The sequence below is a fragment of the Dickeya parazeae Ech586 genome (assembly GCF_000025065.1).
GTDB classification, from domain to species: domain Bacteria; phylum Pseudomonadota; class Gammaproteobacteria; order Enterobacterales; family Enterobacteriaceae; genus Dickeya; species Dickeya zeae.
Window position 1 is genome coordinate 3,525,853 of sequence record NC_013592.1, and the last position, 26,585, is coordinate 3,552,437.

Sequence of the window (26,585 nt, forward strand, 5' to 3'; positions counted from 1 at the left end):
AGACATAACGGTCCCAAACACACGCCCACAGTACCAGGCTGCGCACTAACACAACCTTGCCAGCCCACCTTATTGCCTGTGTTTGCCAGAGGATACCGACACGAGAATCTATCGTCTTCACCCGAGCAAGGCTGCCGCATTAATGGATAACACACCGCCGCCGGATGGAGTTAGTCACGCCGCCCGTGCGATATACCCTGCGACGAAACCTGACCAGGTGACTACAATTTTCTATCGCCACACCGTCAGACCATCTATCAGAATGGCATTTTCGCCATCACCCGGCAAGCTATCCAGACGATTATCCGTCCGCTATTCACATTTCATGTAGAGTCGATAGCCCGCTAAAAGGTGATCAATACAAGAGTTAACCGACGTATTATATCGCATCAAAATGTCAGTTATATTGACCAATACCCGAGTGTTCAAACTTGAGCAGATCAACTGACTGGCAGCGTTCTCCCGTCGCCAGACTGGCTGATACCACTGAAATGAAAGGTTGCGTCTGGTAAGGTTCGCCATGAATAATGCTTGCCAGTCAACACCAGAAAAAACAACAAAATCAGGCCATATTGCTCACTTTTGTTTATTGTCATTTTTTATCGGTGATCGCCTTGCCTGCAAGCAGTCACGATAGCTAAGGAATGAGCAGCGACATGAATACACACCATGAGCAGCCACCAGGCGGCGGAGAATGTCCGCATTCTCTACAACATCAGGATCCTCGCGCCCGTCATGATGATCCCTTACTGGATTGTCTGTTGGCCTTGTGCCAATTGCAGGGGAAACCGACCAGTCGCGCCACACTGACAGCAGGATTACCGCTGGAAGATCTGCGTTTATCTGCCAGTCTGCTACCCCGTGCCGCAGCGCGTGCCGGTTTGCGCGCCCGCATACTCAAACGCTCGTTAAGCGCGATACCCAGCATGTCGCTGCCAGCGATGTTGCTACTGCGTGAGGGTCGGGCGGCCATCCTGCTGGGCTGGACAGAAGACGGCAATGCCCGGCTGATGACTGGCGAAACCGAAGGCGGCGAAATCATGGTTGACCACAATACGCTGCAGCAAAACTATCTGGGATTGGTCATGTTCGCGCAGCCAGCTCATCGTTTTGATGCCCCGTCGGCGACACGGCTGGCACGCAGCAAAGCCTGGCTGCGTGACACACTGAAACTGTCTCGCCCTCTTTATCTTGATGCAATAGCCGCCAGCCTGCTCATCAATATCATCGCGCTATTCATTCCGCTGTTTGTGATGCAGGTCTACGATCGGGTGATCCCCAATCAAACAACAGCCACCTTATGGGTACTGACCTCCGGCCTCGGTATTGCACTGGTATTCGACCTTATTCTGCGCATATTGCGCAGCGTCTGTCTGGATATTGCAGGTAAAAAAACCGATTTGATTCTTTCTGCCACGCTATTCGAACGGCTGACCGGCATGATGCGCTCCGCTTTCCCGGCACGAGTCGGCGCCATAGCGCATCGGGTGCGGGAGTTCCATGTCTTGCGTGATACCTTATCGTCGCAGTCACTGGGTAGCCTGATAGACTTTCCCTTCGCACTACTGATGATTATCTTACTCGGTGTCTTAGGCGGCCAGTTGCTTTGGGTACCATTACTGACAATACCACTGGTATTGTTGATTAACTGGCTGTTTCAAAAACCCATACTGGCAGCACAAGCCCTTTCCCGCCAACTAACGGATGAACGCCAGGCGCTGTTGACGGAGACACTGAGTGGGCTGGAAGCCATTAAAATCAATAACGCAGAAGGCGAACGCCAGCGCCAATGGGAACACATCAGCGGTGATATTAGCCGACTCACCTTAAGGGTGAAAACGTTGTCAGCCTGCGCTTTGCATCTGACACAAACCTGCCAACATCTCGCCAGCGTCATCGTGATAGTCGTCGGAGTCTACCTGCTGCAAAACGCCCAATTGACGTTAGGTACGCTGTTTGCCTGTTACCTGCTCAATAGTCGTGTATTGCTGACCCTGGGGCCGTTATCCGAATGGGTCATCCGCTACCAGCATGCCAGGCTAACGCTGGAAGAAACTCAGGAATTGATGATGCTGCCGCAAGAACGTGGCGAGCAACACTATCCGCTAAAACGAGAAAACATTCAGGGCAGTATCGAATTTCGCGATGTCACGTTTAGTTATCCCGAACAGAAAAACCGTGCTCTGATCGATATTAACCTGTCTATTCGCCCAGGAGAAAAAGTCGGCATCATAGGCCGAACCGGCTCGGGTAAGAGCTCGCTGGAAAAGTTAATCGTCAACCTTTACCACCCCACCCACGGTAACCTGTTGATTGATGGTGTCGATGCGCGTCAGCTCGATGTTGCCGATCTGCGCCACCATATTGGTTACGTGCCGCAGGATATTCATCTTTTCAGTGGTACGTTGCGGGATAACCTGATTTGTGGGGCCCGCTACGTTGAGGATGATGCCATGCTGAAAGTCGCGGATATCGCTGGTGTCAATGATTTCGCCCGGTTGCACCCGGATGGCTACAACCTGCAGGTTGGCGAACGCGGGATGAACCTGTCGGGTGGTCAAAAGCAGGCGGTAGCGATTGCCCGTGCCCTATTGCTAAATCCCCCTATCCTGCTTATGGATGAGCCCACCAGTGCGATGGACAACAGCAGTGAAGACCACTTTAAACAGGCCCTGCAAGCCATTATTACCAACAAAACACTGTTGCTGGTGACACACCGGATATCCATGCTGACGCTGGTGGATAGACTGGTTATCGTGGATAAAGGCCGTATTATCGCTGACGGTCCCAAAGCCATCGTGCTGGATGCATTAAAAAAAGGGCAGATCAATGCGTCTCGCTAAATTCACTCGCTATTTATCCTGCCATCACCAGCAGGACTCACACGCGCTGCCCGCTGTCGGTGAGGCTCTGGTGGAAGATACGCCCCGCCTCATTCGGTTATCAATCTGGATTATGCTGGCCTTCATCATGTTCCTGATTGGCTGGGCCGACATGGCACAAGTGGATGAAGTCGTCAGTGCGACGGGAAAGACGCTCAGCCAATCACCACAATACCGGGTACAGGCAACAGCCACAGGGGAATTGAACGAGTTATACATCCGTGAAGGACAAATCGTTAATATCGGCGACCCACTGATGCGGCTGGATACCCGCTCATCGCAGGAAAAAGCGCCGGCAAATACCTCAGATGAGCTGTCACTGGTCGCATCGCCAGTACGGGGTATGGTCAAACATATTTTGGTTGATACGAATAATAAGCAAGTTTTACCGGGCCGCACGCTGGTGGAAATCACGCCGCTGGATGACAAGTTACTGATAGAAGCCCGAGTCCAGTTGAAAGATATGGCGTTCTTGCGTCCAGGCCAGGAGGCGGTAATCACTTTCGCAGCCTATGATCACGCCACATTTGGCAGCCTGAAAGGGTATATCGAGCAGATTAGCCAGGATGCCATGACAGACCCAGCCGGTCACAGCTTCTATCTGGTTCAGTTACGCACACAGAGCAACTACCTGGGGACTATCGACAAGCCACAACTGCTCCTTCCCGGCATGGTAGCTCATGTGGGTATTATTACTGGCAGGAAAACATTGCTCAGCTATCTGCTAAAGCCAATACGACAGGCTCGGATGGAAGCCTTGCGGGAGAGATAACGCCTCGGCGCTACTGATGTGTATTCAGGTCATGGTAAATCTGGGTCTGGCTTCGTCCTAATGCCTTCGCCTGATACATTGCCGCATCTGCGTTGATGGCTAATGTCAGCGAATCGGTTCCATGTTCGGGGTACAGCGCAATCCCAATACTGCATGAGATATCCAATTTCTTGCCCTCGATATAAAAAGGCTCGTTAAGGGCATGGTGAATCTTGTCCGCGACATACAACGTATTCTCGACTTCCTTGATCCCCTGCAGCAGAATAATAAACTCGTCACCGCTACGACGGTAAACCGTATCCGTTTCACGTACCGCACCACGCATACGCGCCGCCGCCTCTTTGAGCAGTAAATCCCCAGTCGCATGGCCGAAGGTATCGTTAATCTGCTTAAATTTATCCAGATCGAGGAACATTAATGCGATCTTCCGGCCTGTCTGCCGTGACAACTGGATAGCCTGCTCCATCTGTTCAGCGAACGTCAGACCGTTAGCCAGCGAGGTCAGAGAATCGTAATGGGCCAGTTGCCGGTAGTGCTCTTCACTGCGACGCAGCATATCAATCGCCCGATAACGTTCGATGGCGACAGCCACCAACTGGGCTGATTTCTCAATAGAGGCGATTTCATCCTCCGTTGGGGAATAGACTTTGCGGTGATAAACACTCAGTACCCCCAGAATCTCTTTGTTCTGCCCGAAGATGGGCTCAGACCAGCAAGAGCGCAGGCCAGCATACAATGCCAAGCCTTTATACAGCGTCCAATGCGGATGCGTGGAGATATCCTCGGCAATCACACGTTTGCCAAAGTAAGCCGCCGAACCAAACGACGCCGCCCCATCGGCAATTTTCACGTTGTGAATCGCATTCTTATAAAAACCTGGCAAACTGGGCGCAGACCCTAGCGTCAGACATTTCTTCTCCTTATCAACCAACAGGACGGAACACACGATCCGCCCAGGGTTTTTCTCCTCGACGCTGAAGATGATAGCGTCCAGGATATCTTTCAACGGCGCGCCGCTCGAGAGCAACTCCAGCGCACGGTTGTAGGAGTTGTCATGGTGTTCCTGAGTCTTACGCTCAGTGATATCCATTTTTATGCTGACATACTGAAGCGCATCGCTGGCTTTATTATATATTTTGACGATGCTGGCTTTTTCCCAATATAACTGACCGTTTTTCTTACGGTTGACGAACTCGCCGTTCCAAATCTCGCCTTTATTGAGGGTAGACCACAGTTCTTCATACACGCTGGCGTTGGTCATACCCGAGCTTAATATATTTGTTTTACGACCAATCACTTCTTCTGCTTCATAACCCGACATCACGGTGAACTGCCGGTTCACATACACGATTTCACAGCTTTCATTAGCGATCATAATGGATGACGGGCTGTACTCAGCGGCGAAGAACACCATATTCAGGAAGTCTTGCTTTTTTTGTTCTGCGTCGGCTTTTTCCTGGAATTTACGGCTTCTTGCAGTAGAAATCCCTAAGAGCACTATTAATAGGGTTATTATAATTTCATACACAATAACACTCTCCTCAGGCCCGGAGCGGTCCTGAACGAACAAATCGCATCACTGAAGACGAAAAATCCCGGTAATAACTCCCCTCGTATGGATTTTCAGGGTTGGCACATTTCCGGAGAGTAGAAAGGATGAATGAAAAAACTATCCAGCTCTGCAGGACAGGTTCATAGCCATAAAAACGACAGCATAAAGCCTCCATTATATCGCCGTGTGCAGACCTAAATAATAAAATCAAGAGAATTAGCTTAATCAGTTATATTAATGATCGTTATAGACATAAGCCTGGCTAATATTTTGATACAGCCCTTTACAGATTTCGTAGCGCAGTATTTTGACTATCAATTTTTCGTAAGCAAATCAATTATACCGATAAGTCACATCATTTTAATCAAAAAAAACTATCACCAGACGATTTTTGATCGTTGATAGCAAACATCTATTTTTTTGTATTTATAAATCAAACAGTTATATCTTTTAAAATTAGCCAGTTCTTTCTCTTATGATTGCTGATTTTTTCAGCTATCATCACGGTTTCCCTATTCAGAAAACAGCGCCTCGGCCACATAAAACACTATATTTATATAAAAAACAAGGCATAAAAAATGAAAAATCCATGGCTAGCAATCTAATCATTTATTTTATACGGTATATTTTTGGAAGATGAATTTTTCTTTTACCCTCAAGGGATTAATGGGTCGGGGTCTGGGTTTGTGGGCGTCGGGAAGGTTTACTCTAATCAAATAAACAGTAGTGACTCAGGAATATTAAGAAGGCGTAATTACAGCTCTGAACGGAGATCTTCCATATTTTCAAATGGTTGAGGTCGAGACAGGAAATATCCCTGGGCAGCAGAAGCATTCGATTGTCTGACTATCTCCCACTCTTCTTGCGTTTCAACCCCTTCAATCACCACATCATTACAGTAAGTCGCCATCAAAGAGACCAGCGATGGGAATAGCTTTCTGCCCTCTTCGCTTTGCAGCAGCATAATGAAAAGTTCACGGGCAATTTTGATGCAATCATATTTTACTTGCGCCAACGAGGAAAAATTCGCTACACCGCAACCGAAATCATCCAGCCAAAGCTGATTTGCTTCGGGGAGCGACGCCAGCACGTCATGGGGCAATACAGCCAGACTTTCAACCAACTCAAAACGTAGCCAGGGCATGGTCGACAGCAGTGCTTTAGCCTCGCGACTGTCCTGCAAAGCCAGCAAAGTAAGGCCATCAATATTGACGGAGGCACGTAACCCGTCACGAACAAAGCGATCATGCCACTGGTTAAGTAGCTGGAGCTGTTCAATGACGATTTGCAAGCGCTCTTCAACGCTCAGGCGGGCAAAATACTGTTCAGGAGATAAAAACGTCTGCGGCATGGATGGATGAAAAACAGCGGTCAGTAACTCAATTCCCATTAAACGACCTGACGTACGATAAATGGGCTGAAATCTGTATCGCCGATGGCAGCCGTGACAGTAATCAGCATCTGTAAGCAGTGCCTCCCCGGAGATAGAGGCTGCAGAGCCGGGCTGATTAAAGTGACTGTTTTGCTGCACTATGTGTTCCGCCATTGAAGGAGATGCTTACAGATCAAGTATACCACATGCACGCATGAGTTTATCGGCTTCACCCCGACAATCTTTATCTGGGTTGACTGTAATGCAAGTTACAGTACAAAGCGAATATGACGGACACATTGCATGGGAATTTTTGTTTTTTTATATCAAAAAGCTATGAGAAATTATGCATTACGATCGCATAATAGTGATTAATGTCTTTGTCGTATAGTCCGTCAATCAATCGAATAAACTCGCTTTTTGAGCCCTTCTCTAGCGGCATTGTTTATACCATAACCACGCTGTGTAACTGGCCCGTAGAAGAGTATAATCGGCGGCTGATTGATGAAAGGAAAGAAAACATGGCGCTACTGATTACCGCGAAATGCATTAACTGCGATATGTGTGAGCCGGAATGCCCCAATCAAGCCATATCGATGGGGGATGAGATCTACGAGATTGACCCGCTACGTTGTACCGAATGCGTCGGGCATTACGATACGCCGACCTGCCAAAAGGTCTGCCCTATCGACAACACCATTATTAAAGACGCGAGTCACCCAGAAAATCACGAGCAGTTGTGGGAAAAATTTGTCCTGTTGCACCATGCCGACCAGCTGTAATACCCGCTCAGCATAATGCCATTCAATTTTACCCTTCGATAATCACGGTAGCACAGGCGTAGTGTCGCTCATCTGCCAGCGATACATGCACACGCTGCCCCCCTAAGGCTTGCGCCAGTTCAGCGGCGCGCGCCAGAAACTGTAAACAGGGTTTGCCCAACGCATCATTTACCACTTCAAACTGGGCAAAGGCCAGACCGTCGCGAATGCCGGTGCCCAACGCCTTTGCGGCAGCTTCTTTCACTGCAAAGCGCTTAGCCAAAAAGCGAATGGGTTGAGAGTGAGACTGATATTGCGCCCATTCCTGAGGACTAAGCACTCGCCGAGCCAGGCGATCGCCGGAACGACCGACGATCGCTTCAATACGGGCGATTTCAACAATATCTGTACCGAGACCCAAAATCGCCATTAGCGACGAGCTTCCCGCATCAGTGTTTTCATCTCGGCCACCGCCGGAGCCAACCCACTCATCACCGCACGCCCAATAATTGCGTGACCGATATTTAGCTCATGCATTTCCGGCAACGCTGCAATCGGCAGGACATTATGATAAGTCAAACCGTGGCCGGCATTAACCTTGATGCCACGAGACGCCGCATAGGCCACCGCATCACGGATGCGTTCAAACTCTTGTTGCCGGGCCACATCGTCTTGCGCATCGGCATAAGCGCCGGTATGAATTTCAATATAAGGCGCACCACTGGCAACGGCGGCATCTATCTGTGTGCGATCAGCATCGATAAATAACGACACCTGAATCCCCGCCTCACGTAATTGCGTTACCGCCGATGTGATGCGCGCAAGCTGCCCTGCTACATCCAGCCCGCCTTCTGTCGTCACTTCCTGACGTTTTTCCGGCACCAGGCAGCAAAAATGCGGTTTCAACTCACAGGCTATCGCCAGCATTTCATCCGTTACCGCCATTTCCAGATTCATGCGAGTCTGGATGGTCTGACGTAATAAACGCACATCGCGATCGGTAATATGGCGGCGATCTTCACGCAAATGGACGGTAATGCCATCCGCTCCCGCCTGCTCTGCGACAAATGCCGCCTGAATCGGATCGGGATACGCGGTACCACGAGCATTACGCAGGGTGGCAATATGATCGATATTTACGCCCAACAACAACTCAGCCATGATCCATCCTTCAATAATTAAGTCTTCGTCGCAGTGTACACCCCGGCCGACACTGGCGGTACCCGGCCGGTTCTAGATCTTTTCATCCGGTACCGCTTTATAGGGCTTCGGCATGAACTGACGAAATAGCTCCCGGCTCTTCAGCGGCTTACCGCCAAGATAAGGTTTCAGCGCCATACGAGTAAAACGTTTGGCGGCACGCAATGTGTCGGTATCGGGAAACTCTCTCGACGCCAGCGCCTGCAATTCACGCCCGGTAAAGCTAACATTATCCACCACCAGACTGGCAATAAAGCCTTTCTCTGAACGGTAACGATAGGTCATGGTATCAGCAACGGGCTCGCCGCTACCGGCACAGTGTAGAAAATCGACGCCATACCCCAGATGCTCCAGCAACGCCAACTCAAAACGACGCAATGCCGGTTCTGGCGATCCGTTGGTGCCAGCCAGTTGTTGTAAACAGTGGAGATAATCGAAAAACAGAGCGGAATAATTGGTTTCTAATTCCAGTACGCGGGTCAGCAGCTCGTTCACATACAAACCGCTATAGAGCAGTGAGCCGCTTAATGGCAACGCCAGAGAAACAGGCTCAGCGTTACGAAGCGTTTTGACTTCGCCTCGCCCCCCCCAGCGCACCAGCAACGGTGTAAAGGGTTGAAGCGCCCCTTTAAGGCTGGAACGCCGCGCCCGGGCGCCTTTTGCCAGCACCCGCACACGGCCTTCATTCTCAGAAAACAGATCCAGCAACAGGCTGGTTTCACTGTAAGGTCGCCCATGCAAGACAAACGCGCGCTGCCAGCCTTCCATCGGCGTATGCCTTACAGGTCGTCAATGTAACCCAGGCTACGCAGCGCACGCTCATCGTCCGCCCAGCCAGATTTAACCTTCACCCACAATTCCAGATGAACCTTGGCATCAAACATCTGTTCCATATCCTGACGCGCTTCAATACCGATGGTTTTAATCTTGGTACCCTTGTTACCAATCACCATCTTTTTCTGGCCTTCACGTTCTACCAGAATCAGGCCATTGATATCGTAACCACCACGTTCATTGGCGACAAAGCGCTCAATTTCCACCGTCACCGAATACGGCAGTTCTTCACCCAGAAAACGCATTAGTTTTTCGCGAATGATTTCCGATGCCATGAAACGTTGTGAACGGTCAGTGATATAGTCTTCCGGGAAATGGTGAATGGCCTGCGGCAGATGCTTACGCACAATCGCGGCGATGGTATCGACATTAGTGCCTTTCTCCGCAGAGATGGGGACCACATCGAGGAAATTCATCTTTTCACTCAGCATTTGGATATGCGGCAGCAGCTTCGTTTTATCTGTGACGTTATCCACTTTATTGATAGCCAACAGTACAGGCGTTTTCTGATCGCGCAGCTTGTTCACTACCATTTCATCATCGTCAGTCCAGTGGGTACCTTCCACCACGAAGATGATCAGTTCCACATCACCGATTGAACTACTGGCCGCACGGTTCATCAGGCGGTTGATAGCCCGCTTTTCTTCGATATGCAGCCCTGGGGTATCCACGTAGATAGCCTGATACGGCCCTTCGGTGTGGATCCCCATAATACGGTGACGCGTCGTCTGCGGCTTACGCGAGGTAATAGACACCTTCTGCCCCAATAACTGGTTCAGTAGGGTGGATTTACCGACGTTCGGTCGGCCAACAATCGCGACAAAGCCGCAGTAGGTCTGTTCTTCGCTCATTCAAGCTCCAGCTTTTTCAGGGCCTGTTCCGCCGCCGCCTGTTCGGCTTTACGACGGCTAGACCCAGTACCCACTACCGGCTCGCTAAACCCGCTGACCTGGCAATGAATCGTAAATTCCTGATCGTGCGCCTCGCCACGTACCTGCACCACCAGATAGGTCGGTAAAGGTAAGTGACGTCCCTGCAGGAACTCCTGCAGGCGGGTTTTCGGATCTTTTTGTTTGTCTCCAGGGCTTATTTCATCGAGTCGGGTTTGATACCACGACAGGATAAGCCGCTCGATGGTCTGGATATTACTGTCCAGAAATACACCGCCGATTAACGCTTCGACGGTATCCGCCAGAATCGACTCACGGCGGAAGCCACCACTTTTCAATTCACCAGGACCAAGGCGCAGGCATTCGCCCAATTCGAATTCTCGGGCAATTTCCGCCAGTGTATTACCACGCACTAGCGTTGCACGCATCCGGCTCATATCACCTTCGTCCACGCGGGGAAAACGGTGATACAGCGCATTGGCAATAACGAAACTCAGAATGGAATCCCCTAGGAACTCCAGTCGCTCGTTATGTTTACTGCTGGCGCTACGGTGGGTCAGTGCCTGCAATAAAAGGTCATATTGTTGGAAAGTATAGCCCAGCTTTTTTTGTAAACGATTTATCAGGATGGGGTTCATGTGCTACCAATAGATCTATAATGCCTTCTTAAACAACAGCATACGGAACAGCCCTGCCTTGCCACTACATTTAAGTCAAAACTGTTTCGTTTGCAGTGGCTCCCGCCCGGGAGCCAGCATTTATTATTCAGAAATATTCTACAACGGAAGTCGCAAATATGCTGCGAGTTTATTTACATTCGATTAATGAATACCACCGATGCGACTTAAACGCACACCTGTGGGCCATTCACCTTCCTGTTTTTCAAAACTCATCCAGATGGCCGTTGCTTTACCCACCAGATTTCTCTCCGGTACGAATCCCCAATAACGGCTGTCGGCGCTGTTATCGCGGTTATCCCCCATCATGAAGTAATGGCCAGCAGGCACCACCCAACTGCCCAGGGGCTGACGGGGTTGCTGATAATACATTCCCAGTTGGTCCTGAGCACCGGGTACAGCGAGAATATTGTGCGTCACATCGCCCAGCGTTTCCTTGCGGGTCGCCATGCGAATGCCTTCGCTTTTCTGGCCCACCGGAATCTGATAGAAACCGCTGGTCATCTCACGCCCGCTGCCGCTAAACGTCTGCACAAAATCGCTGGGTTCAACGTTGCTATAGGTCACCGGTAACGCACTGGTGCAGCTCGACTTGTCGCTACACCCCGGCTGGATGGTGACCTGTTTGGCGATAGGGTCATAACTCACGCGATCACCCGGTAACCCTACCACGCGCTTGATGTAGTCCAGACGCGGATTTTCCGGGTATTTAAATACCGCGATATCGCCACGTTTCGGATGCCCGGTCTCAATCAACGTCGTTTGCGTTATCGGATCCTTGAGGCCGTAAGCAAATTTTTCGACCAGAATGAAATCCCCGATCAGCAACGTTGGCATCATCGAACCAGAAGGGATCTGAAACGGTTCGAAGATGAATGAACGCACGACAAACACCAATGCCAGCACAGGAAAGACTGACGCGAACGTTTCCACCCATCCCGGCTGTTTAATGTTGCTCGCCAGGGTTTTCTCATCGAGCGCGCCATTAACCTGCTGGCTCAACGCCAAAATCTTGGCACGCCGAGCTGGCGCCCATTTGAACCGCTCCAGACACCAGACAACGCCGGTCACCAGCGTTGCCAATGCCAAAATCAGGGCAAACATATTGGCCATGCCAACTCCTCAGGGTTATTTGCTTTCTTTTCCAACATGTAGAATGGCCAAAAACGCTTCCTGCGGCAGCTCGACATTCCCTACCTGTTTCATGCGTTTCTTCCCTTCCTTCTGTTTCTGCAGCAGTTTCTTCTTACGGCTGACGTCACCACCGTAACATTTCGCCAGAACGTTCTTGCGCAGCTGTTTTACGGTGGAACGGGCAATAATGTGGTTGCCGATCGCCGCCTGAATCGCGATGTCGAACTGCTGGCGCGGAATCAAATCTTTCATTTTTTCCACCAGCTCACGACCGCGGTACATTGAGTTATCACGGTGGGTGATCAGCGCCAGCGCGTCTACACGTTCGCTGTTGATCAGCACGTCCACACGCACCATGTCCGATGCCTGGAAGCGCTTAAAGCCGTAATCCAGCGATGCGTAACCACGTGAGGTGGACTTGAGGCGATCAAAGAAGTCGAGTACCACTTCGGCCATCGGAATTTCATAAGTCAGCGCCACCTGATTGCCGTGATAGACCATGTTGGTCTGCACGCCGCGTTTTTCCACGCACAAGGTGATCACATTACCCAGATATTCCTGCGGCAACAGCATATGACACTCGGCTATCGGCTCACGCAGTTCTTCGATGTTATTAACCGGCGGCAGTTTAGACGGGCTATCGACATAGATAACCTCGTTACTGGTGGTTTTCACTTCGTACACCACCGTCGGTGCCGTGGTGATCAGATCAAGGTCGTATTCACGCTCCAGACGTTCCTGAATGATCTCCATGTGCAACAGCCCCAGGAAACCACAGCGGAAACCAAAGCCCAGCGCGGTAGAACTTTCCGGTTCGTAGAACAAAGACGCATCATTCAGGCTGAGTTTGCCCAATGCATCGCGGAAAGCCTCATAGTCGTCGGAGCTGATCGGGAACAGACCGGCATAGACCTGCGGTTTGACCTTTTTAAAGCCCGGCAACGGCTTTTCAGCCGGTTTACGCGCCAGCGTCAGGGTATCGCCCACCGGTGCACCCAAAATATCTTTGATGGCACAAACCAGCCAGCCCACTTCACCGCACTGCAACGCATCGCGGTCCACCTGTTTGGGGGTGAAAATTCCTAAACGCTCAGCGTTATATACCTGGCCGGTGCTCATGACTTTGACTTTATCGCCTTTACGCAACGTACCGTTTTTAATCCGGATCAGCGATACCACACCCAAATAGTTATCAAACCAGGAGTCGATAATCAGTGCCTGCAACGGCGCTTCCGGGTCACCTTCCGGCGGCGGAATCTCACGCACCAGACGCTCCAGCACATCCGGCACACCAACGCCGGTTTTAGCGGAACAGCGCACCGCATCGGTTGCATCGATACCCACGATATCTTCGATTTCCTGGCTGACGCGATCAGGATCGGCCGCTGGCAGGTCAATCTTGTTCAGTACCGGCACCACTTCCAGATCCATTTCAAGCGCGGTGTAGCAGTTAGCCAGCGTTTGCGCTTCAACCCCTTGCCCGGCGTCTACTACCAGCAATGCCCCTTCACAAGCAGCCAGCGAGCGGGAAACCTCATAGGAGAAGTCGACATGTCCGGGGGTATCGATAAAGTTGAGCTGATAAGTTTGGCCGTCTGAAGCCTTGTAATCCAGCGTCACACTCTGAGCTTTGATGGTAATACCGCGCTCACGCTCCAGATCCATGGAGTCCAGCACTTGCGCCTCCATTTCACGTTCGGACAAGCCACCACAAATTTGGATGATGCGATCAGAGAGCGTCGACTTACCGTGGTCGATGTGAGCAATAATGGAGAAATTTCGTATATGCTTCATTATAAAAGTTTTTCTACCTTGGTATTTCTGAAATTCTTGCCGAACGGCATGCGCAATGTGATGACAGCCATAGCTACTGTCATATACCTGAATCGCAGCATTCTACATGCCATGCAAAGGAAAACCTAGTCATGGCGCATCGAATCAATTTCTTGATTATGGCAAGGTTATGGATGAGAAGATGAAAGCAGAGGTAAAAAGTCATTAAAGGGAAAAAAGCAAACCGACCACCAGCCCGCCATCCTGCTGGCCGCCTGCGTTTTAACGTTCCGGCGTCATATCAGTTCGCAGTAGATTTTCAGGCAGAGAAACCTGCAGAATGACCGGCTGATAACGCTGATTATTGCCAATTTTCGCAGATAAGCGCTTTACCAGAGCGAAACTCACCGCCACGCCGACAAAGGCGCCGATGACTGTTGCCGGTTCGCTCTCCAGCCAGTATTGCATCAACGTGGCCCCCAGCATCAGCCCCAGCAACGGAAGCAGATAAACCAGCATTGCCGAGCGCAGCAAGCTGGACTCCGCCAGACCGATTTCCACCCGTTGACCAGGAGACAAAGGCTGCGAATACGCAACGGTCAGTTGGTGCGTTGCCGCACCGCCAATCTGATTCAGCACACCGGTGCCGCACGATGTACGGGACTGGCAACTCTGACACCCGGAGCGTTGTTCGCAATGCAACACGGCGACGCCCGCCTGCCACGATACCACCGTCGCCCATTCTTTAATCATGGCTGCGCCTTGAAGAGCACGTTATCCGCAATACGTTTGGCGGTTGCCAACGGCAACTCACCAATCACCGTGATTTCCCGGTTATTCCGTACTTCGGTATGGATAGTTCTGCGCCCCAATGAGGCATTCTGGTCGGGGTGGTTTTCCCCTACCGGGCTGATATTAACGGAAAAGCTGAACAAACCATCGCTATAAAGACGAGATTCCGTCAGACCGGTCACCCCAGGTAGCGGCCGCTGACTGCGCGACACTTCCTCAACACCAAGCGGCAGCCACTCCGGCGTCCAGTTAAAATCGGCAACAGACGTCGTAGAAATACTGAGAGATGGCGGCTGACTGACTTTATCGAGCGGTTTCATGGCTAGCTGCACGTTTTTGTCCACCATGACGGAAATCGCCCGGAACTGCTCTAGCAACTCACCATTCTGATCGAGCAGATCGACCCGCAATGGCAGGCGAGATTCCGCATCAAGACAGACGATGTAACTGAAACGCGTGCCATCCCGCGAGACAATCCTCACCACATCGCCCTGGCGGTCCGCCAGACGGATACGACCGGTAGGAATAAAGTCGTAATACGCAGACAAACGCTCAATGTTGGCGAAAATCAGTGCCGGCAGTGAATCGACGATATGATCGCCAGACAACGTAAACGGTTCGGCATCCGCTTCGAAATAGCTAATGTCGCCACCACGCTGAATCACTTCGCGCTTCGGACCATCAAGATGAATAAGTTCAGCCAGCGTTTCGCCATTTTGTACCGAATGCCGGTAGCGCAATGACTCAATGCCCTGACGGGAAACATTGATGTAGTAAATTTCGTAATTTAATGATCGGCTGGCGCTGCTCATCTGCTGCAACAACGCCCCGGAATCACTTGCCGGGGCGAGGGAGGAATAAGACAGGCTGCCCAGCAATACACATGCGGCAAACCAGAAGCGCTTCATTACTGCGGTTGAATTCCTAATGACTGAGTACCAGGCACCTGTACGGCGGCCTGTTGCTGGCTCCCTTGCTGCTGCAACTGGAGCTGATCAGAATGCACACGGCGCTGCAGTTCGTAATCCTGCAGCAGCGCATTAATGCGCTCATGCTGCGCCTGCATCTGACGCTGTCCGGTATGTGCCACGCTATTTTCCGCAGGCACGCTCAGGCTAACTGGCGAAGCGGAACCCCCCATCACCGGCAATGTGCCCAGTACCGGCGTGTTTTCCGCCACATTGTCGCTAACGACGTTGCTTTGCTGGTAGTGCTGAACACCAACAATCACTGCCAGCGAAACGCACGCGGCCACACCAATTTGTGTCAGATGACTGGCGAGTGGACGGACTTTGTGCCAGAACGGTAACGCCTGCCAGGACTGAGGATGCGGCTGAGACTCCGGCATGGTTTTCGTCTTGAACGGAACCGGTTCCTGTTCGAGGGCGGCAGCCACACGCGAAGCGATATCAACCTGCATCAGCGTTTCGCTGACATCCCCTCGTAACGTGTCGCGTACCAGATGGTAACGCTGCCAGCTTTGCTGCAATGCATCGTCTTTGGACAAGGCACCCAGCAGCGCATTATCCACTGCTTCACCATCCATTAAAGCGGAAAGTTTTTCTTTCTGCATAACTTCACCTTACCTTGTCAAACCCGTCATGAGTAACGTTAAGAACAAGCTAACGCTGAATAAGCGGTTGCACTTTATTATCAATCGCTTCCCGTGCGCGGAATATGCGCGAGCGAACTGTACCGACCGGGCAATCCATGATGTCGGCGATCTCCTCATAACTCAGCCCATCCAGTTCACGCAGCGTAATTGCCAGACGTAAATCTTCGGGCAATGACTCGATAGTATGGAAAACGATCCGTCGTAACTCTTCAGACAACATTAAATTCTCAGGGTTCGATATTTCTTTCAACGCGCTGGCACTTTCGTAATTTTCAGCGTCGTTCGCATCCACATCGCTGGAGGGAGGACGTCGCCCCTGAGCCACCAGATAATTCTTCGCCGTGTTCACGGCAATGCGGTACAACCAGGTGTAAAAGGCACTCTCGCCACGAAACGACTCCAGCGCGCGATAGGCTTTGATAAACGACTCCTGCACGACATCGGGTACATCCCCAGAGGGAACGTAACGCGATACCAGGCTCGCCACTTTATGCTGATAACGAACGACCAGTAAATTAAACGCTTTTCTGTCGCCGTTCTGGACCCGCTCAACCAGCACCTGATCCGCTAACTGCTCGCTCATCCGAGATCATGTCTCCCCAAAACCGTGTCGCCACGCCTAAGTCATGTACTGCCAGCCATATATCTGAAATCGAGCAAGCATCGGCTTGGAGTCTTTTAATGTCATAAAGTTCCACTACACGACGCTTTTTTTGCATCCTGTCGGATACTTGCTACGTGTCACCGTGCTGCTCTGTGGGGTTTTATTCTCATGACGTTCCCCAGCCAATTGGCAAATCATACGTCAAAAGCCCGTTGCTGGCACCCCGTTCCACCTTTTTACACCCACAATGTTTAATACACTAAACGCACGCGTGCATTTAAGATAAATATTGTGCTAGATTCAAAAATACCGTTTTATAAATTAAACAACGATCATGATGTCTTCAGTTACAGACTACCACTGTGATGTGCTGATTATCGGCAGCGGAGCCGCGGGATTATCACTGGCGCTACGTCTGGCGCCCCATGCTCGCGTCATGGTGCTGAGTAAAGGCCCACTTAGCGAAAGCGCTACTTTCTACGCACAAGGCGGAATAGCCGCCGTCTTTGATGAAACCGACAGCATTGACGCCCATATTAACGATACCCTGATTGCTGGCGACGGTTTATGCGACAGGGAAGCGGTCTCGTTTATTGCGCGTAACGCACGTCATTGCGTGCAGTGGCTTATCGATCAAGGCGTGTTATTCGACACCGAAACCGCACCGCATGGTGAAGCACGCTACCACCTGACACGTGAGGGCGGCCATAGCCATCGCCGTATCCTGCATGCAGCAGACGCCACGGGCAAGGCGGTAGAAACCACGCTGGTGAGCCAGGCGAAACAACACCCCAATATTGTCTTGCTGGAACGTTGCAATGCGGTGGATTTGATTCCCTCCAGCAAACTCGGCTTGCCGGGTCACAAACGGGTGGTCGGTGCTTATCTGTGGAACCGCGAAAAAGAGCATGTTGAATCCTGCCGCGCCAAAGCCGTAGTACTCGCCACCGGTGGTGCTGCCAAAGTTTACCAGTACACCACCAACCCCGATATTTCCTCCGGGGACGGTATCGCCATGGCCTGGCGAGCGGGCTGTCGGGTAGCCAATATGGAGTTTAACCAGTTCCACCCGACGTGTTTGTATCACCCACAGGCTCGCAATTTTTTGCTGACCGAAGCGCTGCGTGGTGAAGGTGCCTGGTTAATCCGGCCAGATGGTAGCCGTTTCATGCCTGATTTTGACAAACGGGCAGAACTGGCACCGCGAGATATTGTCGCCCGAGCCATCGATCATGAAATGAAACGTCTGGGCGTAGACTGCATGTATCTGGATATCAGTCATAAACCCGCAGACTTCATCACGCAGCACTTCCCAACTATCTACGAAAAGTTACTGTCACTGGGCATTGATCTGACCCGGGAGCCCATCCCCATTGTTCCCGCCGCCCATTATACCTGTGGCGGCGTCGTGGTTGACCAGCAGGGACGTACCGATCTGGACGGCCTGTATGCCATTGGCGAAGTCAGCTACACCGGTTTACATGGTGCCAACCGTATGGCGTCGAACTCGCTGCTGGAATGTCTGGTATATGGCTGGTCTGCCGCCGAAGACATTTTGCAGCACTTACCCGAAAAAACACTGGTGGAATCGCTGCCTCGCTGGGATGAAAGCCAGGTAGAAAACTCGGATGAAAGGGTCGTGATTCAACATAACTGGCACGAACTGCGGCTATTCATGTGGGATTACGTCGGCATTGTGCGCACCACCAAAAGACTGGAGCGCGCACTGCGGCGCATCACGCTGCTACAGCAGGAAATCAGTGAGTATTACGCCCACTTCCGTCTCTCCAACAATCTGCTGGAGCTACGCAATCTGGTTCAGGTCGCGGAATTGATTGTGCGCTGTGCACTGGAGCGTAAAGAGAGCCGGGGGTTGCACTACACGCTCGATTACCCAGAACGTTCGCCAAACGCGCATCCCACGATACTTCATCCTTAATACATAACTCAGTGCCTCTGCCGGGTCTCCCCCGGCAGAGCCCCCTCACACCGGGCAAAAAACGGGCTGCTCAGGAGAGCCGCATCCTTCCAGCATCCCTTTTCACATCGACAAATAAAAATCCCGCGTCAAGGCCTGAAAAGATGACGAGTATTGGCGATCATCATCACGGATGATTAACGACGTTCGGTTCACCGCTATCGCGCTTATCTCTGACTCGCCTGCACGCCGCAGTGACAGCAGCACCCGATTGACCGGCCGGCTCGCACTGTCCGCCACATCGACGCGGATATCAGCACGCCATGCCGACTGTTGCGCCAGCGTTAAGAAATCTTCCGCCCCACTTACCGGCAACACGACACAAAATCGCCCCTCAGGCTCCAGTAGCCGACTGGCGCAATCCAATAACGCGTCGTGCGTCAACGTGGTGGTATAGCGCGCCTGCGCTCTCTGGGTCGATGCGCAATCCACACCGGGGGAAAAATAAGGCGGGTTGCTCACGATCAACGAGTAGCGCGAAGCCGTATCTCGAGCGTAGGCCAGAATATCGGCCTGATAAATTCGTATAGCGTCAACCCAGGGTGACAATGCCACATTGTCTGCCGCCTGCGCGCTGGCGGCAGCATCCAGTTCTACACCGTCGATGGGCACCAGCCCACCGCTGCGTTGCGCCAACATGAGCGTCAATAAACCGGAACCACAGCCGATATCAAGTATCCGCGTTTCCTGATGCAGTGGTGTCCATGCGCCCAGCAACACGCCATCGGTTCCTACTTTCATCGCACAGCGGTCATGGGCGACAAAAAACTGTTTAAAAGTAAATCCTCCGGCGCGCGGAGCCGGTGTATGCTGCTGGAAGGTCATTGCTATGCCGTATTTATGCCATATTGTTGTCAAACCGCGATTAGCATAGGAGAAACGCCCGCCCGGGAAAAGTGGCGAATGCCGCTTAAACAGATGAACAAGCCCGCCAATGCGTCTATAATCAGCGCCCCGAACAGAGGTAGACCATGACTGCGACCAATTTTTCCGAGTTTGATCTTGATGACAGCCTGCTTGACGCCTTGCGCGACATGGGCTTCAGCCGTCCAACCGCCATTCAGGCCGAAGCTATTCCTCCGGCGATGGAAGGGCGGGATGTACTGGGCTCCGCACCAACCGGAACCGGCAAAACCGCAGCCTATCTGCTGCCGGTTTTACAACACCTGCTGGATTTTCCACGTAAAAAATCCGGCCCGCCGCGGATCCTGATCCTGACACCGACCCGGGAACTGGCGATGCAGGTGGCCGATCAGGCTCGGGCGTTGGCGGCTCATACTCATCTGGACATTGCGACCATCACCGGTGGGGTGGCTTATATGAACCACGCTGAGGTGTTTAGCGAAAATCAGGATGTGGTTGTCGCCACGACCGGTCGTTTATTGCAATACATCAAAGAAGAGAATTTTGACTGTCGTGCAGTCGAAACCCTGATTCTGGATGAAGCAGACCGCATGCTGGACATGGGGTTTGCGCAGGACATCGAGCATATTGCTGGTGAAACCCGCTGGCGTAAGCAGACCATGCTGTTCTCTGCAACGCTTGAAGGGGATGCTATTCAGGATTTTGCCGAGCGACTGCTCAACGACCCTGCCGAAGTGGAAGCCGATCCATCGAGGCGTGAGCGTAAAAAAATTCTGCAATGGTACTACCGTGCTGATGACATTCAGCACAAGACAGCGCTACTCAGCCACCTGCTCAAGCAGCCGGACGTCACGCGTTCCATCGTGTTTGTGCGTAAACGTGAGCGGGTGCACGAACTGGTAGACTGGTTGCGATCTGCTGGCATCGAATCCTGTTACCTGGAAGGGGAAATGGTGCAGGCCAAACGCAATGAGGCCATCAAACGGTTGAGCGAAGGCCGGGTGAAAGTGCTGGTTGCTACAGATGTCGCCGCACGCGGTCTGGATATTCAGGATGTCAGCCACGTGTTCAACTTCGATTTACCCCGCACGTCTGACATTTATCTGCATCGCATTGGCCGTACCGGACGAGCGGGCCGTAAAGGCAGTGCTATCTCGCTGGTCGAAGCGCATGACTATCTGCTGCTCGATAAAATTGGTCGTTATCTCAACGAGCCATTGAAAGCGCGCGTCATTGATGAATTACGCCCGAGCACCCGCGCGCCAAGCCCCAAATCTAACGGTAAGCCATCGAAAAAAGTGCTGGCTAAGCGCAAAGAACAGAAAGAAAAAGAGAAAGAAAAGCAGAAAGTGAAGGTCAAGGTGCGCCACCGCGATAGCAAAAATATCGGTAAGCGTCGTCAGCCCAGCGCCAAAGCGTCAGCGGAACAACCAAAAGAAAAACCAGCGGATAATACCTGAAGCAAAATTGTTACCCGTGAAACCAGACAGGGAGCCACATGGCTCCCTGTGTTTTTAAGGGCAACTGAAAGCCAGCGTCAGGCTATCGATACCTGCTATCCCTCGCCATAAAAACCATCTCATAAAAAACATGCCATAAAAAAACATGCCGGACACATTATGTGACCGGCATGGTTTATATGACGATAGCTTGTCTAGTGCTGTTCAAGTAACAGCTAGCGTTCTTCGCCTGACTCTCTGTCTTACCGACGCGCTTACAGGCTTTCAGTAAAGGTACGGGCGATAACATCACGCTGCTGTTCAGGCGTCAGCGAGTTGAAACGAACGGCATAACCCGACACACGAATGGTCAACTGCGGGTATTTTTCCGGGTTCTTCACCGCATCTTCCAGCGTTTCACGACGCAACACGTTCACGTTCAGATGCTGACCACCCTCAACGCGCACTTCCGGTTTGATTTCCAGCGGTACTTCACGATATTCGAACTGCCCCAGATCACTGATAGCCACGATTTGATCTTCGTTAAACTCCGATTTGGCACACACGCAACGCGCCTGAGATTTCTCTTCATCCAACAACCAGAAAGAGTTAACCAGGGCATTGTTATTTGCTTTGGTGATTTGAATACCTGTAACCATTATTGCCTCCGTTAAGCGGCGTCTATTGAACCGAATACAAAATCCACGATTGATAACAATGTGCCAGCAACCTTAACGCCAGCGCAAAACCAATCGAATCTGACACTCTGTATACCAGCCCTTTCCCACCCACTCTTTGATGCAGGTCAATTTTAACCACCCACCACTTGGCGAATGATTCATAATTAATTGTTTTATATCAATTTACCCCAAAACCCTTAATGCAATTATTTTTGTAAATTTTAAAAAAAATGCGCAAGCCGCAATTTATCGGCAATAAAAGACAGCGAATAATTTTCCCTCTGCCGTGTTTGACGGTAATCTTAGGCACCTGGATTGATGAATCAGGCTGAACCTGCGCACCCAGGTTGTCGCCATTTACCCGATTGAGCAAAGAGCCTTGCCATGACCACTTCCCTGACCTGGCACGATGTGCTGGCCCAAGAGAAAGAACAGCCTTACTTTGTTAACACCTTGTCGTTTGTCCATCAGGAACGTGCGGCAGGCAAGGTTATCTATCCGCCACAAAAAGATGTTTTTAACGCCTTCCGCTTTACTGAGTTTCATGACGTCAAAGTCGTGATTCTGGGGCAGGACCCGTACCACGGCCCGAATCAGGCGCATGGGCTATCGTTTTCGGTACGCCCGGGCGTGCCAGCGCCCCCCTCATTAGTCAATATCTATAAAGAGCTGGCCAACGATATTCCTGGATTTGAGATCCCCTCCCACGGCTTTTTACAAAGCTGGGCACAGCAAGGTGTAATGCTGCTGAATACCGTACTGACGGTAGAAGCCGGTAAAGCACATTCTCACGCGAATCTGGGTTGGGAAACGTTCACCGACAAGGTGATAGAGAATCTGAACGCACACCGGGAAGGGATCGTATTTCTGTTGTGGGGGTCACATGCGCAGAAGAAAGGCAGCATTATTGATACACAGCGGCACCATGTTCTGAAAGCACCGCATCCGTCGCCGTTATCTGCGCATCGTGGTTTTTTAGGATGCCATCATTTCTCGAAAACCAATCAGTTGCTGGAGCAACAGGGAGATTCGCCCATCGACTGGACGCCCCGTTTACCAGAAACCGTCTGATAGCGAGCTCGTTATTGCCTTTGCTGGTCAGAGGCAATGACGCATAATCATAAGCACAAAAGCAAAAATTGATTGAATCGTAAGGAAATAAAAGGAAGTAACAAGGGAATACTGCGAAGAAATATGGTGGAGCTAAGCGGGATCGAACCGCTGACCTCTTGCATGCCATGCAAGCGCTCTCCCAGCTGAGCTATAGCCCCACACCTGATGATACTATCGATAACCAGACCTTTATGGGATGAAGGTTTGGTGGAGCTAAGCGGGATCGAACCGCTGACCTCTTGCATGCCATGCAAGCGCTCTCCCAGCTGAGCTATAGCCCCGTATCGACACAGTATCGTGTGAACGGGTCGCATGATATGCAACGCCCCTACCCCTGTCAACGCCAAAATCCATTTATCCGATCAACCGCTGAAAAAGCCGTCAACGCAGGGCGCAATGTGGTATCACACAATAATACACGTTTTATCCCAAAGGCAAAAAACGCTGCAAATCAAGCGCGTTTGCTATTAGCTTATGACAAAAAAGTTTTTCTTACTTTTCACAAAAACCTTAACAATGCGTCATTATTTCATCTACCGGAGTTTTCCAGACATGAAAGATGCCACACTCGCTCTGCACCATGGTTTTACCTCCGATCCCGTCACCAAAGCCGTGGCCGTGCCGATTTACCAAAATGTCGCCTTTGAATTCGAGAATGCACAGCACGGCGCGGATCTGTTCAACCTTGCTGTCCCAGGCAATATCTATACGCGGATTATGAACCCTACCAATGATGTGCTGGAACAACGTCTGGCCGCATTGGAAGGCGGAATTGCGGCGCTGGTGGTTTCTGCCGGTAGTGCCGCCATTACTTATGCAATTCAAACGCTGACCCGTCAGGGTGACAATATCGTGTCGACGCCACAATTATATGGCGGCACCTATACCCTGTTTGCTCACATGTTGCCGAGTTTCGGGGTAGAGGTCCGTTTCGCAGCGGATGACTCGCCGCAAGCTATTGCCGAACTGATTGATGAGAAAACCCGGTTGGTCTACTGCGAAAGTATCGGCAATCCGGCGGGCAATATCGTCGATATCGAAGCGCTGGCACAGGTCGCCCACCAGCATGGTGTACCGCTGGTCGTGGATAACACCGTTGCTTCGCCAGTACTGTGCAAACCCATTGCATTCGGTGCAGACATCGTCGTGCATTCGATCACGAAATACGTTGGTGGTCACGGTAATTCACTCGGCGGTGTCATTGTGGATGCAGGTACATTCCCCTGGTCACAATACCTTGAAAAATATCCGGGACTGAATCTCCCTGAACCGGCCTATCATGGTGTGGTTTATACCGAAACATTCGGCCCCGCCGCTTTTATTGCCCGAGCCCGAACCGTTCCACTGCGCAACACCGGTTCAGCTCTCGCCCCCATGAATGCCTTCTTGTTATTACAGGGGTTGGAAACACTGTCGCTACGCATGGAACGACATGTAGAAAATGCCCAAAAAGTGGCGGAATACCTGCAATCGCACCCCAGCGTGGCCTGGGTCAGCTATGCCGGATTGCCGGATCACCCGCATTACGCGCTGGCACAGAAATACATGAAAGGTACGCCGTCCGCTATTTTGTCGTTCGGCCTCAAAGACGGTTATGACGCGGGTGTACGCTTCTATGACGCCCTGAAAATTTTTAAACGGCTGGTCAATATTGGTGATGCCAAATCATTAGCCTGCCACCCAGCATCGACCACTCATCGCCAGATGACACCGGAAGAACAGGCTAAGGCTGGAGTTAAACCGGAAATGATTCGCCTGTCAGTTGGTATCGAAGCAATAGAAGATTTACTAGACGACCTGAATCAGGCACTCAATGCCTGATACTCTGACCTCATCTCTGTGATCACTTGCCATCATGTTGAAAATGATGGCGAGTGCGAGGGTAGAAGCAGGACGTAAAAAAACCCTGGCAAGCCAGGGTTTCGATGAACAACGATCGCGACAAACAATCGCCACAATAGACGATTATTGCTGGGCTTCACGCTCACTGATAAACGCCAGTGCCCGATCGATACGCGCCAGTGTACGCGACTGACCGATAGCATGCACCGTCACATCCACACCCGGAGACTGACCAGCGCCGGTTACCGCCACACGCAACGGCATCCCTACTTTCCCCATCCCCTGCTGCAATTCGTCGGCAGTGCCCTGGATAGCATGGTGAATATTTTCTGGTGTCCAGTCAGCGATGGCAGCCAGCTTGCTGCGAACCAATTCCAGCGGCTGACGCGCTACCGGGCGCAAGTGTTTCTTCGCGGCATCGGCATCGAACTCAGCAAACTCTTCATAGAAGTAGCGGCAGGATTCGGCAATTTCTTTCAGCGTCTTGCAGCGCTCGCCCAACAACGTCACCAGTTCGCTCAACTGAGGACCGGTACGGGTATCAATACCAGCCTGCTCGATATGCCACGACAGATGGGTCGCCACGTATTCCGGCGGCAGATGGTTAATATAGTGGTGATTCAGCCACTGTAGCTTTTCAGTATTAAATGCACTGGCGGATTTGCTGACAGCATCCAGTGAGAACAACTGCTTCATCTCATCAATAGAGAAAATTTCCTGATCGCCGTGAGCCCATCCCAAACGCACCAGATAGTTCAGCAGTGCTTCAGGCAGATAGCCATCATCACGGTACTGCATCACACCTACTGCACCGTGGCGCTTGGACAGCTTCTTACCGTCGTCGCCCAAAATCATGGAAACGTGCGCGTATTCCGGCACGGGAGCACCCAGCGCCTTGAGGATATTGATCTGACGCGGCGTATTATTGATATGGTCCTCACCACGAATAACGTGGGTGATCCCCATATCCCAGTCGTCGATAACCACACAGAAGTTATAGGTCGGTGAACCATCGGTACGGCGGATGATCAGATCATCGAGCTCAAGGTTGCTGAATTCAATCGGCCCGCGAATACGGTCATCAAAGATAACCGAACCATCCTGGGGGTTGCGAAAACGCACCACATGCGGTTCATCATCAGCATGGTGTTCATGAGAATCGCGGCAGCAGCCGTCATAGCGCGGCTTATCACCGTTAGCCATCTGCTGTTCACGCAGCGTTTCCAGACGTTCTTTAGAGCAGTAGCATTTGTAAGCCGTACCGTTTTCCAGCATCTGATCGATGACCGCGTTATAGCGATCAAAACGTTTGGTCTGATAGTACGGGCCTTCATCCCAGTCCAGATTCAACCAGTTCATGCCATCCATAATGGCGTCAATCGCCTCTTTGGTCGAACGCTCCAGATCGGTATCTTCAATACGCAAAACAAATTCGCCGCCATGATGACGGGCAAACAACCAGGAATACAGAGCGGTACGGGCACCGCCAACATGAAGATAACCAGTCGGGCTGGGCGCAAAGCGGGTTTTGATTTTCATTGGGATTACGGCCTTCATTAGACAGCAACGGTCGGTTAACACCAACCAGGATTCCGGACTGCGCCCCGCCATCAAGGGTGCGCGCTGTCAGCGCGAGACACAGCCTGCTTAAAGTGGGCAATATTCTATCACTCCCCCTCGATTCCTCAACGCCATAACCGCGTCGAGGCCAGTCTCTTCGCGCTAAAATGCGCAGGGATTCAACGATAACGCACAGAAACACGGCATATCGACTAATTTTACAACGAACAACCATTTTCGTTTTAAAAAGC

The 26,585-nt window shown here is 51.4% G+C and carries 23 protein-coding genes and 2 tRNA genes; 7 read left to right on the forward strand and 18 right to left on the reverse strand.

Going from position 1 to position 26,585, the window contains the following annotated elements:
- The first annotated feature begins 656 nt into the window (after positions 1 to 656).
- Together DD586_RS15310 and DD586_RS15315 are read left to right on the forward strand one after the other, a co-directional pair.
- Positions 657 to 2,843 (forward strand): type I secretion system permease/ATPase, encoded by a 2,187-nt coding sequence (locus DD586_RS15310; protein WP_012885741.1) that lies wholly within the window; start codon positions 657 to 659, stop codon positions 2,841 to 2,843.
- Entirely contained in the window at positions 2,830 to 3,654 is an 825-nt protein-coding gene (locus DD586_RS15315; RefSeq protein ID WP_012885742.1) for an HlyD family efflux transporter periplasmic adaptor subunit, read from the forward strand. The genes DD586_RS15310 and DD586_RS15315 overlap by 14 nt, the downstream gene beginning before the upstream one ends.
- A gap of 10 nt (positions 3,655 to 3,664) precedes the next feature.
- Here the strand turns inward: DD586_RS15315 and DD586_RS15320 are convergent, their stop codons facing one another.
- Complete coding sequence (locus DD586_RS15320; protein WP_012885743.1) at positions 3,665 to 5,182, reverse strand: sensor domain-containing protein; 1,518 nt, start codon at positions 5,180 to 5,182, stop codon at positions 3,665 to 3,667.
- Between the two features lie 778 nt (positions 5,183 to 5,960).
- Positions 5,961 to 6,752: a cyclic-guanylate-specific phosphodiesterase gene (gene pdeH, locus DD586_RS15325; protein WP_012885744.1), complete on the reverse strand. Its 792-nt coding sequence runs from the start codon at positions 6,750 to 6,752 to the stop codon at positions 5,961 to 5,963.
- A gap of 347 nt (positions 6,753 to 7,099) precedes the next feature.
- Here pdeH and DD586_RS15330 point away from each other — a divergent pair, with 347 nt between their 5' ends.
- On the forward strand, positions 7,100 to 7,360 hold the full coding sequence (locus DD586_RS15330) for a YfhL family 4Fe-4S dicluster ferredoxin (RefSeq protein WP_012885745.1): 261 nt from the start codon (positions 7,100 to 7,102) through the stop codon (positions 7,358 to 7,360).
- A gap of 28 nt (positions 7,361 to 7,388) precedes the next feature.
- Here DD586_RS15330 and acpS read toward each other — a convergent pair whose 3' ends face one another.
- From acpS to rpoE, 11 genes are all read right to left on the reverse strand, one after another.
- On the reverse strand, positions 7,389 to 7,769 hold the full coding sequence (acpS, locus tag DD586_RS15335; RefSeq protein WP_012885746.1) for a holo-ACP synthase: 381 nt from the start codon (positions 7,767 to 7,769) through the stop codon (positions 7,389 to 7,391).
- Positions 7,769 to 8,500: a pyridoxine 5'-phosphate synthase gene (gene pdxJ / locus DD586_RS15340; RefSeq protein ID WP_012885747.1), complete on the reverse strand. Its 732-nt coding sequence runs from the start codon at positions 8,498 to 8,500 to the stop codon at positions 7,769 to 7,771. The genes acpS and pdxJ overlap by 1 nt, the downstream gene beginning before the upstream one ends.
- Before the next feature lie 72 nt (positions 8,501 to 8,572).
- Complete coding sequence (recO, locus tag DD586_RS15345) at positions 8,573 to 9,307, reverse strand: DNA repair protein RecO (RefSeq protein ID WP_012885748.1); 735 nt, start codon at positions 9,305 to 9,307, stop codon at positions 8,573 to 8,575.
- 11 nt (positions 9,308 to 9,318) lie between these two features.
- Positions 9,319 to 10,224 carry a GTPase Era gene (era, locus tag DD586_RS15350; protein ID WP_012885749.1) on the reverse strand — a complete coding sequence of 302 codons (906 nt, stop codon included), beginning with the start codon at positions 10,222 to 10,224 and terminating at the stop codon, positions 9,319 to 9,321.
- A complete protein-coding gene (rnc, locus tag DD586_RS15355) occupies positions 10,221 to 10,901 on the reverse strand; it encodes a ribonuclease III (protein WP_012885750.1) in 681 nt (226 codons plus the stop codon). Before rnc ends, era begins: the two co-directional genes overlap by 4 nt.
- Before the next feature lie 183 nt (positions 10,902 to 11,084).
- Positions 11,085 to 12,053 carry a signal peptidase I gene (gene lepB, locus DD586_RS15360; RefSeq protein ID WP_012885751.1) on the reverse strand — a complete coding sequence of 323 codons (969 nt, stop codon included), beginning with the start codon at positions 12,051 to 12,053 and terminating at the stop codon, positions 11,085 to 11,087.
- A 15-nt stretch (positions 12,054 to 12,068) separates the two neighbouring features.
- The gene (gene lepA, locus DD586_RS15365; protein WP_012885752.1) at positions 12,069 to 13,868 is read right to left on the reverse strand and encodes a translation elongation factor 4; all 1,800 of its coding nucleotides are present in this window, start codon (positions 13,866 to 13,868) and stop codon (positions 12,069 to 12,071) included.
- A 261-nt stretch (positions 13,869 to 14,129) separates the two neighbouring features.
- Positions 14,130 to 14,600, reverse strand: coding sequence for a SoxR-reducing system protein RseC (gene rseC, locus DD586_RS15370; protein WP_012885753.1), 471 nt, complete (start codon positions 14,598 to 14,600; stop codon positions 14,130 to 14,132).
- The gene (gene rseB, locus DD586_RS15375) at positions 14,597 to 15,547 is read right to left on the reverse strand and encodes a sigma-E factor regulatory protein RseB (RefSeq protein ID WP_012885754.1); all 951 of its coding nucleotides are present in this window, start codon (positions 15,545 to 15,547) and stop codon (positions 14,597 to 14,599) included. Before rseB ends, rseC begins: the two co-directional genes overlap by 4 nt.
- A complete protein-coding gene (gene rseA / locus DD586_RS15380; protein WP_012885755.1) occupies positions 15,547 to 16,212 on the reverse strand; it encodes an anti-sigma-E factor RseA in 666 nt (221 codons plus the stop codon). Before rseA ends, rseB begins: the two co-directional genes overlap by 1 nt.
- 49 nt (positions 16,213 to 16,261) lie before the next feature.
- Entirely contained in the window at positions 16,262 to 16,837 is a 576-nt protein-coding gene (gene rpoE, locus DD586_RS15385; protein ID WP_012885756.1) for an RNA polymerase sigma factor RpoE, read from the reverse strand.
- A gap of 355 nt (positions 16,838 to 17,192) precedes the next feature.
- On the opposite strand from rpoE, the gene nadB reads away from it, so the two are divergent.
- Positions 17,193 to 18,797: an L-aspartate oxidase gene (gene nadB, locus DD586_RS15390; RefSeq protein ID WP_012885757.1), complete on the forward strand. Its 1,605-nt coding sequence runs from the start codon at positions 17,193 to 17,195 to the stop codon at positions 18,795 to 18,797.
- A gap of 102 nt (positions 18,798 to 18,899) precedes the next feature.
- Here the strand turns inward: nadB and trmN are convergent, their stop codons facing one another.
- A complete protein-coding gene (gene trmN, locus DD586_RS15395) occupies positions 18,900 to 19,661 on the reverse strand; it encodes a tRNA(1)(Val) (adenine(37)-N(6))-methyltransferase TrmN (protein ID WP_012885758.1) in 762 nt (253 codons plus the stop codon).
- A 146-nt stretch (positions 19,662 to 19,807) separates the two neighbouring features.
- Between trmN and srmB the strand changes: the two genes are divergently transcribed.
- The gene (srmB, locus tag DD586_RS15400; protein ID WP_012885759.1) at positions 19,808 to 21,160 is read left to right on the forward strand and encodes an ATP-dependent RNA helicase SrmB; all 1,353 of its coding nucleotides are present in this window, start codon (positions 19,808 to 19,810) and stop codon (positions 21,158 to 21,160) included.
- 254 nt (positions 21,161 to 21,414) lie between these two features.
- Here the strand turns inward: srmB and grcA are convergent, their stop codons facing one another.
- Positions 21,415 to 21,798 carry an autonomous glycyl radical cofactor GrcA gene (gene grcA, locus DD586_RS15405; protein ID WP_012885760.1) on the reverse strand — a complete coding sequence of 128 codons (384 nt, stop codon included), beginning with the start codon at positions 21,796 to 21,798 and terminating at the stop codon, positions 21,415 to 21,417.
- A gap of 405 nt (positions 21,799 to 22,203) precedes the next feature.
- Here grcA and ung point away from each other — a divergent pair, with 405 nt between their 5' ends.
- The gene (ung, locus tag DD586_RS15410; protein WP_012885761.1) at positions 22,204 to 22,890 is read left to right on the forward strand and encodes a uracil-DNA glycosylase; all 687 of its coding nucleotides are present in this window, start codon (positions 22,204 to 22,206) and stop codon (positions 22,888 to 22,890) included.
- 124 nt (positions 22,891 to 23,014) lie between these two features.
- On the opposite strand, the gene DD586_RS15415 is transcribed toward ung, so the two are convergent.
- A tRNA-Ala gene (locus DD586_RS15415) sits at positions 23,015 to 23,090 on the reverse strand.
- 47 nt (positions 23,091 to 23,137) lie between these two features.
- Positions 23,138 to 23,213: transfer RNA gene (locus tag DD586_RS15420), tRNA-Ala, on the reverse strand.
- Between the two features lie 271 nt (positions 23,214 to 23,484).
- Here DD586_RS15420 and DD586_RS15425 point away from each other — a divergent pair.
- Positions 23,485 to 24,753, forward strand: a complete 1,269-nt coding sequence (locus DD586_RS15425; RefSeq protein ID WP_012885762.1) for an O-acetylhomoserine aminocarboxypropyltransferase/cysteine synthase family protein — start codon at positions 23,485 to 23,487, stop codon at positions 24,751 to 24,753.
- A gap of 144 nt (positions 24,754 to 24,897) precedes the next feature.
- Here the strand turns inward: DD586_RS15425 and gltX are convergent, their stop codons facing one another.
- Entirely contained in the window at positions 24,898 to 26,313 is a 1,416-nt protein-coding gene (gene gltX / locus DD586_RS15430) for a glutamate--tRNA ligase (protein WP_012885763.1), read from the reverse strand.
- Positions 26,314 to 26,585 lie beyond the last annotated feature (272 nt).

Bases quoted from the DNA above. Each gene is read 5' to 3' on its own strand.
- DD586_RS15310 (WP_012885741.1), top strand. From the start codon at position 657: ATGAATACACACCATGAGCAGCCACCAGGCGGCGGAGAATGTCCGCAT.
- DD586_RS15315 (WP_012885742.1), top strand. From the start codon at position 2,830: ATGCGTCTCGCTAAATTCACTCGCTATTTATCCTGCCATCACCAGCAG.
- pdeH (WP_012885744.1), bottom strand. From the start codon at position 6,752: ATGGCGGAACACATAGTGCAGCAAAACAGTCACTTTAATCAGCCCGGC.
- DD586_RS15330 (WP_012885745.1), top strand. From the start codon at position 7,100: ATGGCGCTACTGATTACCGCGAAATGCATTAACTGCGATATGTGTGAG.
- acpS (WP_012885746.1), bottom strand. From the start codon at position 7,769: ATGGCGATTTTGGGTCTCGGTACAGATATTGTTGAAATCGCCCGTATT.
- pdxJ (WP_012885747.1), bottom strand. From the start codon at position 8,500: ATGGCTGAGTTGTTGTTGGGCGTAAATATCGATCATATTGCCACCCTG.
- recO (WP_012885748.1), bottom strand. From the start codon at position 9,307: ATGGAAGGCTGGCAGCGCGCGTTTGTCTTGCATGGGCGACCTTACAGT.
- era (WP_012885749.1), bottom strand. From the start codon at position 10,224: ATGAGCGAAGAACAGACCTACTGCGGCTTTGTCGCGATTGTTGGCCGA.
- rnc (WP_012885750.1), bottom strand. From the start codon at position 10,901: ATGAACCCCATCCTGATAAATCGTTTACAAAAAAAGCTGGGCTATACT.
- lepB (WP_012885751.1), bottom strand. From the start codon at position 12,053: ATGGCCAATATGTTTGCCCTGATTTTGGCATTGGCAACGCTGGTGACC.
- lepA (WP_012885752.1), bottom strand. From the start codon at position 13,868: ATGAAGCATATACGAAATTTCTCCATTATTGCTCACATCGACCACGGT.
- rseC (WP_012885753.1), bottom strand. From the start codon at position 14,600: ATGATTAAAGAATGGGCGACGGTGGTATCGTGGCAGGCGGGCGTCGCC.
- rseB (WP_012885754.1), bottom strand. From the start codon at position 15,547: ATGAAGCGCTTCTGGTTTGCCGCATGTGTATTGCTGGGCAGCCTGTCT.
- rseA (WP_012885755.1), bottom strand. From the start codon at position 16,212: ATGCAGAAAGAAAAACTTTCCGCTTTAATGGATGGTGAAGCAGTGGAT.
- rpoE (WP_012885756.1), bottom strand. From the start codon at position 16,837: ATGAGCGAGCAGTTAGCGGATCAGGTGCTGGTTGAGCGGGTCCAGAAC.
- nadB (WP_012885757.1), top strand. From the start codon at position 17,193: ATGATGTCTTCAGTTACAGACTACCACTGTGATGTGCTGATTATCGGC.
- trmN (WP_012885758.1), bottom strand. From the start codon at position 19,661: ATGACCTTCCAGCAGCATACACCGGCTCCGCGCGCCGGAGGATTTACT.
- srmB (WP_012885759.1), top strand. From the start codon at position 19,808: ATGACTGCGACCAATTTTTCCGAGTTTGATCTTGATGACAGCCTGCTT.
- grcA (WP_012885760.1), bottom strand. From the start codon at position 21,798: ATGGTTACAGGTATTCAAATCACCAAAGCAAATAACAATGCCCTGGTT.
- ung (WP_012885761.1), top strand. From the start codon at position 22,204: ATGACCACTTCCCTGACCTGGCACGATGTGCTGGCCCAAGAGAAAGAA.
- DD586_RS15425 (WP_012885762.1), top strand. From the start codon at position 23,485: ATGAAAGATGCCACACTCGCTCTGCACCATGGTTTTACCTCCGATCCC.
- gltX (WP_012885763.1), bottom strand. From the start codon at position 26,313: ATGAAAATCAAAACCCGCTTTGCGCCCAGCCCGACTGGTTATCTTCAT.